The organism is uncultured Rhodospira sp. (genome assembly GCF_937138205.1).
Lineage (GTDB): Bacteria > Pseudomonadota > Alphaproteobacteria > Rhodospirillales > Rhodospirillaceae > Rhodospira.
Genome location: NZ_CAKZOT010000025.1, coordinates 1 through 17,394 on the forward strand (window position 1 = coordinate 1; position 17,394 = coordinate 17,394).

Genomic DNA, 17,394 nt, shown 5'->3' on the forward strand with positions numbered 1-17,394 from the left:
CGTTTCTCGCGGATGTAGGCGCAGAAGGCCTCCATGATGACCGGGTGCAGGCGGGGGGAGGATTTGGCCAGGGTTTCAAGGTTCAGGATGGCGCCCAGGCGGATGGCGAAGTCATCGTTGCCGAGTTGCTCGATGGCCTTGGCGAAGGTTTCCGTTTCCAGCTTGCGGCGTTCGGTGGCGGTGCGCCGGGCGTCGTTCCAGGTGCGCCACGCCGCGAACCCCATGGCGACCAGGGCGCCCAGGGTGCCGGCGGCGACCGACAGGCCCCACAGCAGGTTGCGCAGGGCCTCGACCTGCTTGTCCGCCTCCATGTCCGCGAAGCCCGTGTCCTGCACGCTCCGGAACGCCGCGCCGGTCAGGCCGATGAGATCGCCGATCCAGCCCCACAAGCCGATCCAATGGAGCGCCAGCCATGCGATGGCCAGCCCCAGGATCCAGGCACCCCAGGGCCACGCCTTCACCCACCGCCGCCGCCACGCTTGACGCCGATCCCACTTCAGCCCGCGCCACCAGTCCCGCGCGGCCGTCACCGGCGGCAGGCCGAGGACAGCCTTCCAAAGCCCCGTCAGCAGGGCGAGCCATGGCTTGATGAACAGAGCGTACACGGGCGATCCGCCGTCAGGGGTTGGCCGCACGGGGCGACCGAACCCACGGTAGCGGCCGCGCCGGCCGGAGACAAGTCGACGCCGTTCGCACGGTGTGGCGGGCGGGTCTACAATCCCATTCAGAACCTGATCCTTGTGAGCCGCGGCGGCCTGAAAGCCCCACCCGTCTACCGCCGGCTGTACTTGCCGACCACGAGGTGCAGGCTGACCACGTCCTCGCGCGGCACCTCGAAGTCGCACGGCGGGTTGAACTGGCGCAGCCGCAGTCCGTTGGCGTCCATGCGCACCAAGCGCTTGACCAACGCCGCCTGTCCGCCGGCGATGCGCCGGATCACCAGCACGTCCTGCCCGGCATAGGGGGGCCGGCTGGGATGGCACAGGATCATGTCGCCCGGCTCGAACGCCGGGCTCATGCTTTCCCCGATCATGTAGAAGCCGAAGCCGCCCTTCACGCCCTCCAGCGGCGCCGGCCGGCGCACCCACTCGATCGGCTCGTAACTCACGATCATTTCCCCGTCCGGTCCGCCCAGGGCTGACCCGTACACCTGCAGGTCGCGATCCCCGACCAGTCCGTCGAGACGCAGGCGGGACGGGTCCATGTCGCCCTGCCGCACCGCCGATGGCTCTTCCGCGAATCCGGATGGCGCTTGTGGTACATTTCGTACCGTTCCGTGCCGATCGGACGAATCGCCGAAATGCAGCCACGCCGGGGAGACGCCGAAAGCGCTAGCGTAAAGCGCAACCTTATCCGCACGCAAGTTCCGCTGGCCGTTCTCGTGACTCTTGTACGTGTTCACGTTCCAGCCAAAGCGAGTCGCGGCATCGGCGGCGGTCGCGAAACCGGCGGCGGTGCGGGCGTGACGGAGTCTTTCGGCGGCAGTTTCCATGCGGCGCAGTGTAGCACGGTACGTTCGGTCTTTCCACTTGACCGGCGCGGTTCATTTTGCACCTTGGGGAGGGAACATTTCATGAACGCACGCCCCCGACGCAGCCTGTTCACGTCGCCGTCCCGGCCGCCGACCGCCCAGTCAAGGATCCAGCCCCCATGTTCGATTCGTCCGCCTCCCTGTCCACCAGCCCCCACACCGGCGACACGCCTGATGTCATGGCCGGCCACGCGCCTGCCCTGCCCCCTCTGCCGCCCCAAACCCGGCACCTGCTCGACCTGCTGGCGCAGGCGGCCGACGCGGGCGCCCCCTGCCCCAGCAATTTCGCCCTGATGGACGCGCTCGACCTGGCCAGCCCCGACGGCGTGCGCAAGCACCTCGCCGCGCTGCGAGACGCCGGCCTTGTCCGCGTGGAGTCGGAAGGGCAGCGGCGCCGCGTCACCCTGCTGCGGTCGGGCACCCGCACCGACTGGTCGCGGGCCAGCGGCCACGCCCGCGCCGGCGCCGCCTTTTCCGACGGCTGGGGCAACGGCTCGGACGCCATTCTGCTGCGCCTGGCCGACGAAGGGCTGGACCTGGCCACCATGGCCACCCGCCTCGGCCGCACGCCATCCAGCGTGCGCCATCGCCTGCGCCGGCTGCGCGCCGGCCGTGCGACGCCGCCGAGCCAGAGCGTCGAGACCCAAGACGCCCGCCCACCGCGGACGCCCCCTCGGCCCGCGCCGCAAGCCCGCGACCCCGGCCCGATGCGCCGCGACGTCATCACCAACGACCCGGACCGTCCGGCCGAAGAACGCAGCCAGATCGCCGCCTTCCTCGCCGCCGGCAAGGGCCGCAAGGTGCCGCCAGCCTATGCCGGCGAAGTGCGGGGCGGCACCCCGCTCACCGGCGTTGCCCCCATCAGCCCGCTGGCCCGGCGGGCGTTGATGGCCTTGGGCGACGCGCCCCTGCCGGCCCGGGAGCTGGCGGTGCGCGCCCGGCTCGACCCGCTGCTGATGCCCGAGGTGCTGCACGAGCTGCGCGGGGCGGGGCTCGTCGTCCGCCACCGGACATCCCCCGCCGGCGACGGCGCCCCGGCGGCCGGCCCGCCCCGCTTCGCCCGCACGGCCGAGGCCCTGGCGCTGATCGAAGCGCTCGGCCTGAAGACGCCGCCCCAGAGTCCGGCCGCGTCCGGCTGATCCCCCCCTGCCCACACCGCCCTGGAGAGTCCCATGCCCCCGATCATGCCGCGCCCGCTGCGCCGGTCCTGGACCTGGCCCGCCGCCCTCGTCGCCGTCGCCGCCCTGGCCGCGCTGGCCGGCGCCGTCGCCACCGGTGCCCTGCCGCTGCAGCAGGCCCTGACCCTCGCCGCCGCCCTCATCGGAGGATAAGACCATGATCGCGCGCCTGACCGCCGCCCTCGCCCTCGCCGTTGGCCTGGGGGGCTGCCTGCCCGCCGCCGTCATTCCCGGCGCCGTGCTCGGCGCCGCCACGCTGTACTGCGCGGCCGCATCGGACGCCGGCAAGGCCATGGCACGCGACGCGATGACCGGCGGCGTGCCACTGATCGCCTGCCCGGATGCGGAGCCGGTACAGCCCCACCAGCCAGCCTCAGACGAGATCCGGTGATCCTTGCCACTGGCAAATTGGGTGCGGGTCCACATATGCCTTGAAGCTCAATGTCAAGAAAAAAGGGGCGTGTGGATAACGGGGATAACGTGTTAAAATCGTTTTTGACGCGCTTGCGACTCTGCCTGGCCCGGAGGCACTTGCACGGTGACGGTGGGCCGTGGCTTCGCTGACGTGGGCGCGCAACCATGTGTCGCGTTTTGCCCATGAGTTTTTGTTGCGAATTGGGTGAACACACGAAGTAGGGTTGGGTGCGATGGGAACCGTCACGCCAATTGAAGTCAGCAATGCTTTCCTGGCCGAGTTTGGCAAGGACGGCATCACGCATATGAAACTCCAGAAGCTGACTTACCTGTTTCATGGCTTCTGGCTTCAGGAACATGATGACCGCGCCTTGAGCGTGGATCCGGAAGTCTGGCAGTACGGGCCGGTTTTCGGTTCCCTCTATCAGGCGTTCAAGCGCTTTCGCGCCACACCGATTTTCGAACCGAGAACCGAGATCGTTGACTTCGACCAACCTTCAGTCACTCGCGATCCAGAACACCTTGATTTGGCACGGCGTATCTGGGCTAAGTATGGGAACATGACGGGTGGTCAGCTCTCAGATCTGACACATAAACCCGGGTCACCTTGGCATGTGATGGCAAGGCGTTATGACTTCAGAGTCCCACAAGGCCTCCGGATACCGGAAGATCTTATCCGAGACCATTACCGAACTGAGATCCCTCGTCTCACGGGATGAGACGAGGGACGCCGAATTTGTTATCCTTGACCCTACGCCGACAGGCCAAGAAGAAGAAGAATACCTATTTGACAACCCTGTCGACGAACCCTCCGATCTGAATGAGAAACTAAACCAAGCAGAACGTTTACAAGACATGGAGGGGCGCAAGAAGTTTGCGGAGCGCGCGTTTGCAATAACAGTCCTCTGGGTCTTCTTCTTAATTGCCCTTCCGTTTGTCCAGATGGTTTTTTCGATCTGGGGCATTGGTCTGTCAGATACGCAGTTTGCCACTGTCGTCACAACAACCACAGCGGCTGTATTTGGGTTTTGGGCTTTGGTTGGCCGCTACTTGTTTCCCAACAAAGGAAAAGACAAGTGACAACGGACGACGCCGTTGCCCGTCGACATCCCGTCCACCGCGACGAATCGGCCACCCCAACCCGCTACGGCTGTCGATAGAACGCCGTGTTCCGGTACGCGAAGATGGCCGGCCGTCCTTCGGCCTGGGCTTGTTCGCGGGTGTAGCGCACGCGGTCGATGCGCCGGCCGGCGTCGTCGTACAGTTCGATGGCCCGCGCCTCGTGATTGGCCAGCATGAGCGGGGCGATCGGCTGCACCCGCGTGGCCTCGCCCGGCCCCAATGTGCCGGAGAGGGTAAGCCGTGGGCGCAGGGTATCGCTGAGCGTCCAGCCGGCCAGGTTCACGGTCTCGTTGGACAGGTTGGCGATGGAGATCCACTCGCCCTCCCGCTCGGCGCCTTTCGGATTCACCAGGGCGGCGGCGATGAAGACGTCGACGTCATCGTCGGCGATCACGGTGCGGTCGCTCCCCGGTCCCACGATCTCGGACGGATCGTCCACCTCGCGCGCCTCGGGGAACTGGCTGTCCGGCAGGTCGCCGGCGGGCTGGTCAGCGCCCGGCGCGGGCTTCGTGAAGAACAGCGGGTTCGTTTGCGCCACGATGTCCGGGAACACCAGGCCGGTGCGCGCCTCGATCTCCGCCACCGTCACCTGATAGCGCTGGTTGTCATAACGCGTGCGGCCCCTCAGCGCGCCCAGGGCGATCTCCGCCAGCTCGGCCCTCACCCCCTCGCGCCCGCCCCAATCGGCCAGCGCGTCCGTGTCCTGTTCCAGGATGAACGCCCGCACCTCCAGGGCGCGGGCCGTGTTGCGGAAACAGACCACCTTGAAGAACGCCGACGGCACGGTGGCGAGGGGGCGGCCGTCCGGCTCCAGGCTGCGGACGAACGAATCGTAGATCGGACCGCTGAAGGAGCTGATGCGGCCGTCGGCGTCGAGGTCCAGGTCCTTGACCCAGTCCTCCAGGGCCAGCCATTCGTCCTGGTTGTAGCGGGCATGTTGGAGCGAAGCGTTCGAGTAGTAGAACGTCTCGTCCGAGGCCCGCTTGGCCTCCGCGTTGGAGTCCCCCCACGCGGCCGAGGTCCGCCGCGCCAGGTGACCCCGGTCCCACGGGTTGCTGTGGTAGTAGGCGTTGTCGAGTTGGAACTCGGCGCCGATTCGGCTGTCGATGCGCCACCGGTCCGACCGGCTGACCCCGCGCAGGCGGGTCTGATCGATGTTCAGCGCCGCGAACACCGCCGAGCGCCGGTGCGGCAGCCGATTCATGGCCACGGTGTAGTTCACGTAGTGGGCGAAGACCTCGGCATCGAGCGTCGGCGCGCGCAGAACGGCGCCGTCAAGGGCGGCCGAGAACCCCGGCAGCGGAATGGGCAGGTCGGCGCCCAGGAACAGCGGATCATAACCGGTCATGACACTCTCCCGTTCGGTGGTGTCCGGAGCGCCCGGCACCGGCGCGCGACGCCCGCCGCCTCCGCCCCGGTGGCTGTCAAGCTTCGCGGGTCGTTTCGGACCCGGTCAATCCTGGCTGTGTGAATTTTGCTCGTGTCCGCTGAAAACGGCCGTGTTGAACAGGCTGTTGTTTCGAATTAGCATCTTCTGATCCAAGGCTTGACAAGCCGCGCCCGGCTTGAAACCTTATTTCGCACCCGGCTTTTTCCGGGCAACGATACAACCACGTCTGGGCAAAGCGCTCAGGTGGAAGAAAGATACACCATCCAAACGGGGAGGTTACGAGATGGGTACACGACACAAGGGCCTCCGCCCCCTGGCGGCGGCCCTGGTGCTGGGGTGTGTCGCGATGGCGACGCCCGCCCTGGCCCAGTCCGACGACATGGCGGATCCAACCGTCGAGGTGATGGCCGGCGCCTGCACCTTCTGTCACGGGACTGATGGCAACGGCATCGGCGCCGCCATTCCGTCGATCACCGGGCTGCCGAGCGACCAGTTCATCTACATGATGGAGACCTACCAGGACGACTCCAACCCCTCGACGGTCATGGGCCGGATCGCGCGCGGCTACAGCGAGAGCCAGATCGAGGACCTGGCCGTGTACTTCGGCGACAAGCCGTTCGAACGCCCGGCGCAGCCGTGGATCGACGAGACCATGATCGCCGAGGGCAAGGAACTCGCCGCCGAATACTGCGAATCCTGCCACGAGAACGAGGGCCGCGACGGCGAGGGCGTGGGCATCCTCGCCGGCCAGAAGCTCCAGTACATGCGATTCTCGGTCGACGACTTCCTCAGCGGCGCCCGCGAGATGGAACGCCGTCAGGCGCGCAAGTTCCGCGACCTGATGGAGGACCACGGGGACGAGGGGTTCGAGAAGATCCTCAACTACTACGCCAGCGTGAAGTGAGGGAGGCGGCCATGAACACGACACGTCGCGGATTTCTCCGCACCACCGCCGCCGCCACCGTCGTCGGCGCGGTCGGCCTGCCCCACATCGCGCGCGCCGCGGCCCCCCGATTCGTCGTCGTCGGCGGCGGTCCGGCCGGCGCCACGGCCGCGAAGTACCTGAAGCGCTACGCGCCCGGGGCCACGGTCACCCTGATCGAGGCCAACCCGACCTACACCACCTGCTTCATGAGCAACGAGGTCATCGGCGGCGATCGCGACTTCGCGACGCTGCAGGTCGGCTACGAAGGCCTGGAAGCGCACGGTGTGACCGTCATGCACGATCTGGTCACGGGCATCGACCCGGACGCCAAGACCGTCGCCACCCAGGGCGGAGAGAGCGTTCAGTTCGACCGCTGCATCGTCGCGCCGGGCATCGACTTCAAGTACGACGCCATCGAGGGCTACTCGGCCGAGGCCGCCGAGGTCATGCCGCACGCCTGGAAGGCCGGTCCGCAGACCACCCTGCTGCGCAGCCAGTTGGAGGCCATGGAGGACGGCGGCACCGTGATCGTCGCCGCGCCGCCGAACCCGTTCCGCTGCCCGCCCGGCCCGTACGAGCGGATCTGCCTGATCGCCAACTACCTGAAGCAGCACAAGCCCAAATCCAAGATCATCGTGCTGGACGCCAAGGACAAGTTCTCCAAGATGCCGCTGTTCACGCAGGCCTGGGAGATGTTCTACGGCTACGGCACCGACAACAGCATGATCGAGTGGGTGTCGAAAGCCGACGGCGGCACCGTGACCGGCGTCAACCCGGAGACCATGGAGGTCACGGCGGTCGCCGGCTCCTTCAAGGGCGACGTCGTCAACATCATTCCGCCGCAGCACGCGGGGACCATCGCCCATACCGCCGGCTTGGTCGAGGACGGCTGGGCGCCGGTCAACAAGGGCACCTTCGAATCCCTGGTGGTGCCGGGCGTTCACGTGCTGGGCGACAGTTCGGTGGCCGCGTCCATGCCCAAGTCGGGCTCCAGCGCCAACTCCCAGGGCAAGGCGCTGGCCGCCGGCGCCCTGGCGCTGGCCATGGACCAGGAACCGCCCGTCCCGCACCTGGCCAACGCCTGCTACTCCATCGGCGGGCCGGAGCACGGGTTCTCGGTCGCGGCGGTGTACAGCTACGACGACTTCGAGAATGCCCTGAAGCCGGTCGAAGGCTCCGGTGGTGTGTCGCCGATCGACGCCAGCCCCGAATCGCGGCGGCGCGAGTTGTTCTACGCCCACAGTTGGTTCGAGAACATCAAGGCGGACGCCTGGGGCTGACGGACCGGCCGGCCCGTCGGGCCATCGGCGCGCGGGGCCGCCTTGCCCGGAACGGCGGCCCCGAGGCGCCGGGTGAAGACACCTGGCGATCGGCCCCGGGCCTGATCGCCGCGTTTGTGCCGGGCCGGTGCCGTCGGCCCGGAGGGGTCGTCCCGACCGCATCGGCCGATCCCCCGATCTCGTACCGTCGTTGCCCGTGATCCAACCGACAGGAGGCCCGATGTCCGCGTCCGATCCGTCCGACAAGCCACGCCGGCGGGGTCTGTTCCGCTGGCTGTGGCGCAACCCGTTCGCCACGACAACCAGCACCACCATTTTCGTGCTCGGCCTCCTGGTTCTCATCGGCGGCGGCTATGGCGGGTTTACCGTCTTCGCCAAGGTGACCAACTCCAACGAGTTCTGCATCTCGTGCCACGAGATGGAGGTGGGGCCATACGCCGAATACAAGACGTCGATCCATTACGCGAACCGCACGGGAATGCGCGTGACGTGCGCCGACTGCCATGTTCCGCGCGACTTCTTCCCCAAGCTGTGGGCCAAGATCGTCGCCTCGAAGGACGTCTACCATCATCTGTTGGGCACGATCGATACGCCGGAAAAGTTCGAGGCGCACCGCCTGGAGATGGCCGAGCGCGTGTGGGCCAAGCTGGAGGCCACGCAGTCGCGCGAATGCCGCGAGTGCCATGACTTCGCCGCCATGGATCTGTTCGAGCAGGGCCGCCGCGCCGAGCTCAAGCACCCCGATGCCATGATGGAAGGCCGCCACTGCATCGAATGCCACAAGGGCGTCGTTCACGAACTGCCGGAAGGGTATGAAGGATGAGCCCCACGTCCCGCACCTCTCGCGCCGCTGGCGCCTTGCGCGCGTCCCGCGTCCTGTGGAGCGCCGTGGTCCTGCTGGCCGTCACCGCCGGCGTTCCCGTGGCTCCGGCATCGGCGGACGAGATCATCTCGTCCATCGCCCGGGGCGGACGCCTGTACGACGACTGGCGCACCGAACTGCAGGTGCGCGAGCGCCATATCTCGCACCTGCCGAAGCCCGAGATCCACGGCGCCGCCGCCGCCGGCGAAGGCCGCTGTGTGACCTGTCACGGCTGGGACTATCGCGGCAAGCACGGCCCCTCCGGCGGAACCGAGGTCGGCATCGCGGCGGCGGCCGGCGGCGATCCCGAGCGCGTCATCGCCCTGCTGGGTGACGAGACGCACGGCTACGGCACCTACATGGACGAAACCGACCTGCGCGACCTGGCCCTGTTCGTCACCCAGGGGCAGATGATCATGGACCAGTGGATCCACCCGGCCAGCCGGCGCGCCCGGGGCGACGCCGAGCGGGGCGAGGTGTATTTCCAGTCCATCTGCGCCGCCTGTCACGGCGCCGACGGCATGGATGTCACCGAGATGCCGCCGCTGGGCTCGTTCAGCCGCGCGCAGCCCTGGCACGCCCTGCACATCATGCTGAACGGCCACCCCAACGGCAGTATGCCGCCGCTGCGGGTGCTTGACCCGGCGGAACTGGCCGGCACCCTCGCCTACATGCAGACCCTGCCGAGCCGACCCGAGATCGCCGCCGTGGTGCGCGGCGGCCGCCTGTACGACACCTGGTACGAGGAGGCCGGCCGCACCGTCCCGGAGGGCTGGCACCCAGCCTGGCCCGAGGACCGGCGCGCCGAGGCCGAGGCCGCCGGCGGCGACGCCCTGGCCCGCGCGCAACGGGCAAGCTGGCGCTGCGCCAGTTGCCACGGCTGGGACTACCGGGGCATCAACGGCATCGCCATTGGCGGGTCGCCAGCGCCGTACACCGGCATCGACGGGATGGCCGGCGCCGAGCCGGCCGACATCGCCGCCATCCTCACCGACGAGACGCACGGGTACCAGAGGTTGCTGTCGGCGCGTGACATCGCCGACCTTGCGACCTTCGTCAGCCACGGCCAGATCGACATGGCGCCCCGCATTCATCCCGACACCGGCCACTTCCTGGCCGACGCCGCGATCTATGAGGGGCACTACCACACCGTCTGCGCCACCTGTCATGGCGCCGAGGGTCGCGCGGTGCGGACCATGTCGCCGCTCGGCCGAGCGGTCACGAGCCAGCCGCAGCGAGCGCTGCACAGCGTCTTCAACGGCCACCCGGGCGAGGACATGCCGCCGCTGCGCGCCATGGGGCTGGACACGGCCACCGGCATTCTTTCATTCGCCGAGACCCTGCCCGTTCACAAACGATGACCGGACGGACGGGCCCGCCCGTCCCCGACGTTGAAGGAACCCACCCATGTCCATCGATCGCATTGTTCTCGCCTTCGCCGGCACCGTGGTTCTGGTGACCGTGCTGATCGCCCTGTTCACCACCGCCACCTGGGTGCTGTGGATCACGGCCTTCGTCGGCGCCAACATGCTGCAGGCGGCGTTCACCGGCTTCTGCCCGCTGGCGCTGATCCTGAAGAAGATCGGCGTCAAGCCGGGCGTGGCGTTCGGTTAGGCCGCCTCTGGCCCGGGCGCGGCGATCCGGTTAGGGTGGCGCGCCCACGCCACCGCCGGATCGCCCGTTCATGCCCACCGTGTCCACCGCCTCCGCAACGCCCCGCGTCACCATCGTCACGGGCGCGGATGACCGTTATGCCCCCCTGGCCGAGGAACTGATCGCCTCCGTCCGCGCCCACCGGGCGCTGGACGGCATCGACCTGTCCCTGATCTCCACCGGCATGAGCCCGGAGACCGCCGAGCGCCTGCGCTCCCAGGTCGAGAACGTTGCCGACGGCCGTTGGAACATCGACACCGCAGGACGCCGCGCCGGCCAGCGCGACTGGCTCATGGCGCGGGTCAACAAGCTGTTCACGCGCGACTACTTCCCCGGATACGACGTCTATATCTGGATCGATGCCGACGCCTGGGTGTGCGACCCGGTGGCCATCGACTGGCTGCTGGCCGGCGTGCGCCGGGCCGGGCTCGCGGTGGGGTACGACGACACGCCGACGGGGCCGATCCCGGTGGACATCCGGACCCACATCGGCGGGATGGCGTTGGCCCGGACCTACTGCATGAAGCACGCCCGCCGTGCCCGCCTGGGCGCCGACACCGTGCGCCGGCTGGCCACCGTGCGGCCCTTCAACAACGGCGTCTTCGCCCTGGCCGGCGACGCCCCCCACTGGCCGGTGATCCAGGAGCACATGACCCGCATGGTCCGGCACGGCCGCATTTTCGGCTCCAACCAGATGGCCATCGTCATGGCGGTGCACCTGGACGGCCTGCCGGTGGCCATGATGCCGCACGCCTGCAACTACCTGGACATCCCGCGCGTGTGCGCCCGCACCGGCGCCTTCGTCGAGGCCGAGATCCCGCACCGCCCCGTGGGCATCCTGCATCTGGCCTCGCGCGATGCCATGCGCGCCGATGCCAGCGTCGAAATGGACCTGCTGGACACCGAGGACCGGCCTGTGCGCCGGTCGCTGCGCTACCGGCCGGAATATCTGTCCTCGGTCAGCCGATAGACCACGATCTCGGTGCCGAACGGATCGCCGACCGGATGGCGTGCCACCGCGTGCCAGTCGCCCAGGCCGAACGTATTCGAAACAACCCACGTCCCCGGCCCCGCCTCGCGGCGCAAACGCGCGGCCAGCCGGGACATGGCGCTGGCGTGCAGGTAGCAGACGATCAGCCCGGCCCTCGACAGGTCCACCCGGTGCAGGTCGGCCCGCCGGATCTCAAGGTTCGGCACACGCCCGGCCGCCACCCGCAGCCGCGCCACCGCCCAGGGCACCGGGGACAGCTCGACACCCACCACCCGGTGCGACGGATAGCGCGCGGCCAGCGCCAGCGCCAGCCCACCCCAGCCGCAGCCAAGCTCCAGAATCTCACCGGCTACGTCCCCCGGCTCCGGCGCCGCCGCCAGCAGCGCCGCGCGCGCCCGTGGCGAGGTCGGCCACGGCGGCGCGCCCAGCCGCAGCGTGTAGACGAACACCAACGCCACGGCGATCAGAACCGCCGTCAGCAGCGCCACCTCGCCGATCGACGCCACGCCCGCCTATTTGGCCTGGAACGCCGGCTTGCGCTTGGCCTTGAAGGCGGACACGCCCTCGACGTAGTCACTGGTGGACAGGAAGTCGTAACACTCGTCGAGTTCGCTTTCCGAGACCGGATGCGGCGTCACCAGCCGGCGCACGAACCGTTTGTGCCAGCGCGCCGCCAGGGGCGCGCCGAGGCCGATGCGCTCAACCACGCCGGCCAGGGTCTCGTCCAGCGCCTCCGGCTCGACCGCGTAGTTGACCAGGCCGGCGTGATAGGCCCAGTCGGCATCGTGGATCTTGCCTTCCAGCAGGATCTCGGCCGCGCGCGCCGGCCCGATGAGGCGCTGAATGGCCTCGATCTCCGGATAGGCCATGACCACGGAAATGCGCGAAATCGGCACGCCGAACCGCGACCGCGTGGTCGCCACCCGCAGGTCGGCCATGCACGCCAGTTCCAGCCCACCGCCGACGCACGCGCCGTCGATCCGCGCCACCACCGGCGCCGGGCACTCGCGCACCGCCTTCAGGGCGCGGCGCATGGTGATGTCGTACGTCTTGGCCTGCTCGGCGGTGGCCCGCACGGTGTCGAACTCGCCGATGTCGGCGCCCGCCGCGAAGGCCTTGCCGGCGCCCTGCAACACCACGCAGCGCAGGGCATCGTCCTCGGCCAGGATCTCGAACGCCTCGGAAAGCCCACGCCACATGGGCAGGTCGAGGGCGTTCAGCTTGTCCGGCTTGTTCAGGGTCACGGTGGCGACCAAGCCGGACTCGTCACGGCTGGTGAGAATGGCATCCGAAGACATGCGGACTCCCCTGCGGATGATGGGATGTGGGACGATGGCGGCGCCGTCGGGGCGATTGCGGTGGTCCCCTTATAGCCGCTAAACAAGGCGCCGACGAAACGGAAATCCACGTCCAGCCCCGCCGGAGATGTGCCCATGAACCCCGAGTCCACACCGCTGTCGGCTGCCCCGGCCCCCGGCGAGAGGTCTGACCGCCACGCCGACGCCGGGCGCCTGACCGCGCGCATCCTGCTGGAGACCGGGGCCGTCAACTTCCGGCCGCAGGAGCCCTATACCCTGACGGCGGGATGGGCCAGCCCGGTCTACATCGACTGCCGCCGCCTGATCTCGTTCCCGCGCGCCCGCCGACGCCTGACCGCCATGGCCAAGGACCTGCTGGAGCGCGACGCCGGGTTCGAGGCCTTCGATGCCGTCGCCGGCGGCGAGACGGCCGGCATCCCCTATGCCGCGTGGCTGGCCGACGCCCTGGACCTGCCCATGCTGTACGTGCGCAAGACGCCCAAGGGCTTCGGCCGCATGGCGCAGATCGAGGGTACGTTCCGCGACGGCACTCGCGTGTTGCTGGTCGAGGACCTGGCCACCGACGGCGGATCCAAACGGGTGTTCTGCGACGCACTGCGCACCGCCGGCGCCGAGGTGCGGCACACATTCGTCGTGTTCTTCTACGGCGTCTTCCCCGGCGCACAGGAGACCCTGGCGCAGGCGGACCTGCGCCTGCACTTCCTGGCCACCTGGTGGGACGTGCTGGAGGAGGCCGAGCGCCAGCAGGCCTTCGCCCCCGAGGCGATCGAGGGTGTGCGCGCCTTCCTGAACGATCCGATCGGCTGGTCCGAATCCCGGGGCGGCCGGGGCCACGCGGAATAATCCGTCCGCGCGCGGCCCGCCGGCTTGTGCGGCCGGACAGGACTCCCGATTTCTTACGAGATGACAACGATCACGGCGCGGGCGATCGCGGACCAACCGCGACGCCCCGTCGTGTCCGACGCCGACACGCGCCGGCGTTGGAACAGGGAGGGAGGGAGACCGTCCATGCAAAGCCCCCGCGACCCCGCGCCCCCGTCTACCCAGAAACCGTCCACCGAGGACCCGGCCACCAAGGAACCATCCCGCTCCGGCTTTCCCCTCGCCGAGCGGGTCAACACCCTGACGATGGACGACCCGTGGACCTGGCTGGCCGCCGGCTGGCGCGACCTTGTCGCCGCCTGGCCGCTGAGCCTGGGCCTGGGTGCCCTGTTCACCCTGCTCGGCCTGTGCGTGACCGTGGGTCTGTGGCTGGCCGAGTTGCCCTACCTCATCACCTCGGCCACGGCCGGGTTCCTGCTGGTCTCGCCGGGACTCGCCCTGGGCTATTACGAGATAAGCCGGCGCATCGAGGCGGGCGAGACACCGACGCTGGGCATGACCCTGACCGCGTGGCGGGCGAACCCGTTCCACATCCTGACCATCGGCGTGGCGCTGATGTTCCTGCTGATGATCTGGTTGCGGTTCGCGGCGCTGATCTTCGCCATCTTCTTCCCCTACGTGAACATGTCGTGGGGCAGTATGCTGAACCAGACCCTGTCGCCCGATGGGCTGGTGTTCCTGGCCGTCGGGTCGGTGGTGGGCGCCGTGTTCGCCGCCATCGCCTTCATCGGCGCGGCCTTTTCCATTCCCATGATGCTGGACCGCAAGGTCGACGCGGTCGAGGCCGTGCTGACCAGCATCGTCGCCGTGCTCCGGAACTGGAAGGTGATGCTGCTGTGGGCCGGCCTGATCGTGGTGTTCACCGAGGCTGGCCTGATGACCGGCCTGATCGGCGTGGCGGTCACGCTGCCGCTGATCGGGCACGCGACGTGGCACGCCTACCGGGCGACGGTGCGGGCGCCGGGAGGCGCGTGAGCCCGCGCGCCATCCTGTTTCGCTGTGTTATCAATTCTTCACAGGGCCGCAATCGGACTGTCCCCGCCGCGCCCTACACTGGGATCCTGTCCACCACGTCAGGAGAGTCCCATGCGTCCGATTGCCACAGCCGCGCTCGTCCTGGGCCTGACCGCCGGTGCCGCCCCGGCCCACGCCGAGGCGCCCGTGTTCAGCGACTCCGCCTTCAGCTTCGTCGCCCTGGGCGACATGCCCTACGGCGACGCCGCGCAGACCGCCTATGAGCGCCTGATCGACCGGGTCAACAGGATCGATCCGGCGTTCACCCTCCACGTCGGCGACATCAAGGGCGGCGGCTCGGACTGCTCCGACGACCGCTTCCAGGTCGAGTACGACAACTTTATGCGCTACGAGGGCGCCATCGTCTACACGCCGGGCGACAACGAGTGGACCGACTGCCACCGCGCGTCGGCCGGCGGCTATGACCCGCTGGAACGCCTCGCCGCCGTGCGGGCCACGTTCTTCCCCGAACCCAAGAGCCTGGGCCAAACCCCAATTGAAGTGACCCGTCAGGCCGACGCCTCCGATTTCTCCGACATGGTCGAGAACGCGGTCTGGCAACACGGCGGCGTGACCTTCGGCACCGTCCATGTCGTCGGCTCCAACAACAACTTCGAGGTCCGCTCGCCGGCCGCCGTCGAGGAATTCTTTGCCCGCGACGAGGCCAACCAGGCCTGGATCAAACACATCTTCGAGACCGCCACGGAGGCCGACAGCGCCGCCGTGGTCATCGCCATGCAGGCCGACATGTTCTGGGGCGACCTGAACCGCTCCAGCGGGTTCACCGGCACCATGGAGACCCTGCAGGCCGAGGGCGAGGCGTTCGCCAAGCCGGTCCTGCTGGTCTACGGCGACTCCCACCAACTGGAGATCGATCAGCCGTTCCGCGGCGAAGGCGGTGGACGCATCGACACCATGACGGCGTTGCAGGTGCACGGCGCGGGGGACGTCCACGCCATCCGCGTGGTGGTCGATCCGACCCTGCCGGGCGTGTTCGGGTTCGTGCCGGTCTACGAGCCGGACAACCTGCGGACGCGGTAATTCCCGTTCGACAATACTTTGACCGATCAACAAATCCGTAGGGTGCGCTCGACGGCCGCGTAAGCGGCCGGCAGCGCACCAATTGACCGCGCAACGGTGCGTTGCCCGCCTCCCCGGCGCCCGCCCAGCGGGCGTCCAATGATTATGGGCGGTGCCGCGAAGCAGCGCCGGGGAGGCGGTCGAACGCACCCTACGGATCGCTGGAGATCGATCTGGTCGATCCGGGGTTGCCCAACAATGCGACTCTGCTACCGCGCCATCACGATCCTGGGGGCCTCGTCGGTCAGGCTGCGGATCACCCAGTCGTAATAGACGAACCCGTTCGGCCCATCCTGGCGGTTCTGGGCGTTGTGCTGGATCACGTCATTATTGGTGACCACCCGCATCTTGCCGCGCGTATCCATGCCGGCGGCGAGCAGGTGCTCCTTGTTCTCGTCGGAGATGCCGTGGGTGCGCACGACCAGCAGGCCGTCGGCGCGCGAGATGATGGCGATGACCCGGGCGTTGGAGCGCAGGAAGTAGTAACTCTCGTCGCCATCGACCCGCCCCGACGTCTGATAGAACACGCGGAAACGGCCCGCCCCCTCGTGCTCGACCGTCTCGAAGCCGGGATAGCGGACCAAGTCGCGGCGGATGTTCTCCACCTTCTCGGCGATCTCGGCCTCGGTCAGTTCGCCCCGGCGGATGCCGCGCCACAGCGGCGCCCAGGTCAGGGTGCCCTTGTACGTCAGGCCGAACTCGCCGGCCCGGTTGATCCGCACCTCGGCCAGGAAGTCATCGGGCACATAGCAACTGGCGACCAGCGGTACCAGCAGCAGGACGACCGTCAGGGCGCGCAGCCACGCCCTCAGCCCACCACGCCCTTGGCGTCTTGCCATAGCGCTTCCATCTCCTCCAGCGACGCATCCGCCGGCGCGCGGCCGCACTCGGCCAGCCGGGATTCCAGATGGCGGAAGCGGCGTTCGAACTTGGCGTTGGTGTGCCGCAACGCCGATTCGGCATCCACCGACAGCTTACGGGCGAGCTGGACGCAGGTAAACATCAGGTCGCCGACCTCGTCCAACAGGCGGTCCTGCGGCGCGCCGGCGTTGACCTCGGCGCGGACCTCGTCCAGTTCCTCCTGCACCTTGTCGATCAGGCGGTTGGGGTCGGGCCAGTCGAAGCCGACCCGGGCCACGCGGTTGCCCATTTTCTGCGAGCGCGTGGTGGCCGGCAGGCCGACGGTCAGGCCGTCCAGCACGCCGTGATGCGCCTTCCCGGCCCGTTCGCGGGCTTTTTGCGCCTCCCAGGCGGCGGTCTGGGCGTCGGCGTCCTCGATGGTCTCGTCGCCGAACACGTGGGGATGGCGCCGCACCAGCTTGTCCGAGATGGCCGCCACTACGTCGGGAAAGGCGAAATGGCCCGCCTCCTCGGCCATGCGGGCGTGAAAGACGACCTGGAGCAGCAGATCGCCCAGTTCGTCCTTCAGGTCGGGCATGGCACCGCGCTCGATGGCGTCGGCGACCTCGTAGGCTTCCTCCAGCGTGTGCGGGGCGATGGTGGCGAACGTCTGCTCGACGTCCCACGGGCAGCCGCCGTCCGGGTCGCGCAGCCGGGCCATGAGGGCGAGCAGGCGGGCGATGTCGCCGGCCCGGGCCGTATCGTCAAGGCGATGATCGGTCATGGCCCCTGGGGTAGCCGCTTCCCCGCGGCGGCGCAAGGGCGACTCCGCCCCTGTTCGCACGCGCGAACGGCGTCTTCAGGGGAATCGGGTGAACGGGTCATGCCGTGACGACGCTTGCGAGGTAGTCGT

Annotated in this window: 20 protein-coding genes and 2 pseudogenes; 14 read left to right on the forward strand and 8 right to left on the reverse strand. The window is 68.6% G+C overall.

Annotated features, from left to right (window positions below; translation table 11 throughout):
- From Q0309_RS02540 to Q0309_RS18555, 3 genes and pseudogenes are all read right to left on the reverse strand, one after another.
- Positions 1 to 605: pseudogene (locus Q0309_RS02540) on the reverse strand (hypothetical protein); the annotation flags it as partial.
- A 167-nt stretch (positions 606 to 772) separates the two neighbouring features.
- Positions 773 to 1,204 (reverse strand): S24 family peptidase, encoded by a 432-nt coding sequence (locus tag Q0309_RS02545; protein WP_299437130.1) that lies wholly within the window; start codon positions 1,202 to 1,204, stop codon positions 773 to 775.
- Positions 1,205 to 1,321: 117 nt separating this feature from the next.
- Positions 1,322 to 1,492, reverse strand: a pseudogene (locus Q0309_RS18555) (helix-turn-helix domain-containing protein); the annotation flags it as partial.
- Positions 1,493 to 1,650: 158 nt separating this feature from the next.
- On the opposite strand from Q0309_RS18555, the gene Q0309_RS02550 reads away from it, so the two are divergent.
- From Q0309_RS02550 to Q0309_RS02570, 5 genes are all read left to right on the forward strand, one after another.
- A complete protein-coding gene (locus Q0309_RS02550; protein ID WP_299437132.1) occupies positions 1,651 to 2,670 on the forward strand; it encodes a helix-turn-helix domain-containing protein in 1,020 nt (339 codons plus the stop codon).
- A gap of 33 nt (positions 2,671 to 2,703) precedes the next feature.
- Positions 2,704 to 2,862, forward strand: coding sequence for a hypothetical protein (locus Q0309_RS02555; protein WP_299437134.1), 159 nt, complete (start codon positions 2,704 to 2,706; stop codon positions 2,860 to 2,862).
- A 4-nt stretch (positions 2,863 to 2,866) separates the two neighbouring features.
- On the forward strand, positions 2,867 to 3,100 hold the full coding sequence (locus tag Q0309_RS02560; RefSeq protein WP_299437136.1) for a hypothetical protein: 234 nt from the start codon (positions 2,867 to 2,869) through the stop codon (positions 3,098 to 3,100).
- A 256-nt stretch (positions 3,101 to 3,356) separates the two neighbouring features.
- Positions 3,357 to 3,842: a type II toxin-antitoxin system antitoxin SocA domain-containing protein gene (locus Q0309_RS02565; protein WP_299437138.1), complete on the forward strand. Its 486-nt coding sequence runs from the start codon at positions 3,357 to 3,359 to the stop codon at positions 3,840 to 3,842.
- Between the two features lie 136 nt (positions 3,843 to 3,978).
- On the forward strand, positions 3,979 to 4,203 hold the full coding sequence (locus tag Q0309_RS02570) for a hypothetical protein (RefSeq protein ID WP_299437139.1): 225 nt from the start codon (positions 3,979 to 3,981) through the stop codon (positions 4,201 to 4,203).
- A 64-nt stretch (positions 4,204 to 4,267) separates the two neighbouring features.
- Here Q0309_RS02570 and Q0309_RS02575 read toward each other — a convergent pair whose 3' ends face one another.
- Complete coding sequence (locus Q0309_RS02575; RefSeq protein ID WP_299437141.1) at positions 4,268 to 5,593, reverse strand: DNA/RNA non-specific endonuclease; 1,326 nt, start codon at positions 5,591 to 5,593, stop codon at positions 4,268 to 4,270.
- A 325-nt stretch (positions 5,594 to 5,918) separates the two neighbouring features.
- Here Q0309_RS02575 and Q0309_RS02580 point away from each other — a divergent pair, with 325 nt between their 5' ends.
- The 6 genes from Q0309_RS02580 (at position 5,919) to Q0309_RS02605 (ending at position 11,325) form a co-directional block, all read left to right on the forward strand.
- The gene (locus Q0309_RS02580) at positions 5,919 to 6,539 is read left to right on the forward strand and encodes a hypothetical protein (RefSeq protein ID WP_299437143.1); all 621 of its coding nucleotides are present in this window, start codon (positions 5,919 to 5,921) and stop codon (positions 6,537 to 6,539) included.
- Between the two features lie 11 nt (positions 6,540 to 6,550).
- Positions 6,551 to 7,840 carry an FCSD flavin-binding domain-containing protein gene (locus Q0309_RS02585; protein ID WP_299437145.1) on the forward strand — a complete coding sequence of 430 codons (1,290 nt, stop codon included), beginning with the start codon at positions 6,551 to 6,553 and terminating at the stop codon, positions 7,838 to 7,840.
- A 220-nt stretch (positions 7,841 to 8,060) separates the two neighbouring features.
- Positions 8,061 to 8,663, forward strand: coding sequence for a NapC/NirT family cytochrome c (locus tag Q0309_RS02590; RefSeq protein ID WP_299437147.1), 603 nt, complete (start codon positions 8,061 to 8,063; stop codon positions 8,661 to 8,663).
- Positions 8,660 to 10,063 carry a cytochrome c gene (locus Q0309_RS02595; protein WP_299437149.1) on the forward strand — a complete coding sequence of 468 codons (1,404 nt, stop codon included), beginning with the start codon at positions 8,660 to 8,662 and terminating at the stop codon, positions 10,061 to 10,063. The genes Q0309_RS02590 and Q0309_RS02595 overlap by 4 nt, the downstream gene beginning before the upstream one ends.
- A 46-nt stretch (positions 10,064 to 10,109) precedes the next feature.
- On the forward strand, positions 10,110 to 10,316 hold the full coding sequence (locus tag Q0309_RS02600; protein WP_299437151.1) for a DUF2892 domain-containing protein: 207 nt from the start codon (positions 10,110 to 10,112) through the stop codon (positions 10,314 to 10,316).
- A gap of 70 nt (positions 10,317 to 10,386) precedes the next feature.
- A complete protein-coding gene (locus Q0309_RS02605; RefSeq protein WP_299437153.1) occupies positions 10,387 to 11,325 on the forward strand; it encodes a hypothetical protein in 939 nt (312 codons plus the stop codon).
- Here Q0309_RS02605 and Q0309_RS02610 read toward each other — a convergent pair.
- Together Q0309_RS02610 and Q0309_RS02615 are read right to left on the reverse strand one after the other, a co-directional pair.
- Entirely contained in the window at positions 11,289 to 11,852 is a 564-nt protein-coding gene (locus tag Q0309_RS02610) for a trans-aconitate 2-methyltransferase (protein ID WP_299437155.1), read from the reverse strand. The genes Q0309_RS02605 and Q0309_RS02610 overlap by 37 nt on opposite strands.
- 6 nt (positions 11,853 to 11,858) lie before the next feature.
- Complete coding sequence (locus tag Q0309_RS02615; protein WP_299437157.1) at positions 11,859 to 12,644, reverse strand: enoyl-CoA hydratase-related protein; 786 nt, start codon at positions 12,642 to 12,644, stop codon at positions 11,859 to 11,861.
- Positions 12,645 to 12,779: 135 nt separating this feature from the next.
- Here Q0309_RS02615 and Q0309_RS02620 point away from each other — a divergent pair, with 135 nt between their 5' ends.
- The 3 genes from Q0309_RS02620 to Q0309_RS02630 all read left to right on the forward strand — a co-directional run bounded on the left by Q0309_RS02620 (position 12,780) and on the right by Q0309_RS02630 (position 15,602).
- A complete protein-coding gene (locus tag Q0309_RS02620; RefSeq protein WP_299437159.1) occupies positions 12,780 to 13,508 on the forward strand; it encodes an orotate phosphoribosyltransferase in 729 nt (242 codons plus the stop codon).
- Between the two features lie 165 nt (positions 13,509 to 13,673).
- Positions 13,674 to 14,522 (forward strand): DUF2189 domain-containing protein, encoded by an 849-nt coding sequence (locus Q0309_RS02625; protein ID WP_299437161.1) that lies wholly within the window; start codon positions 13,674 to 13,676, stop codon positions 14,520 to 14,522.
- Between the two features lie 111 nt (positions 14,523 to 14,633).
- A complete protein-coding gene (locus tag Q0309_RS02630; RefSeq protein ID WP_299437163.1) occupies positions 14,634 to 15,602 on the forward strand; it encodes a hypothetical protein in 969 nt (322 codons plus the stop codon).
- A gap of 248 nt (positions 15,603 to 15,850) precedes the next feature.
- Here Q0309_RS02630 and Q0309_RS02635 read toward each other — a convergent pair whose 3' ends face one another.
- Together Q0309_RS02635 and mazG are read right to left on the reverse strand one after the other, a co-directional pair.
- Complete coding sequence (locus Q0309_RS02635; RefSeq protein WP_299437165.1) at positions 15,851 to 16,480, reverse strand: hypothetical protein; 630 nt, start codon at positions 16,478 to 16,480, stop codon at positions 15,851 to 15,853.
- The gene (gene mazG, locus Q0309_RS02640) at positions 16,450 to 17,265 is read right to left on the reverse strand and encodes a nucleoside triphosphate pyrophosphohydrolase (RefSeq protein WP_299437167.1); all 816 of its coding nucleotides are present in this window, start codon (positions 17,263 to 17,265) and stop codon (positions 16,450 to 16,452) included. Before mazG ends, Q0309_RS02635 begins: the two co-directional genes overlap by 31 nt.
- Positions 17,266 to 17,394: the final 129 nt, after the last annotated feature.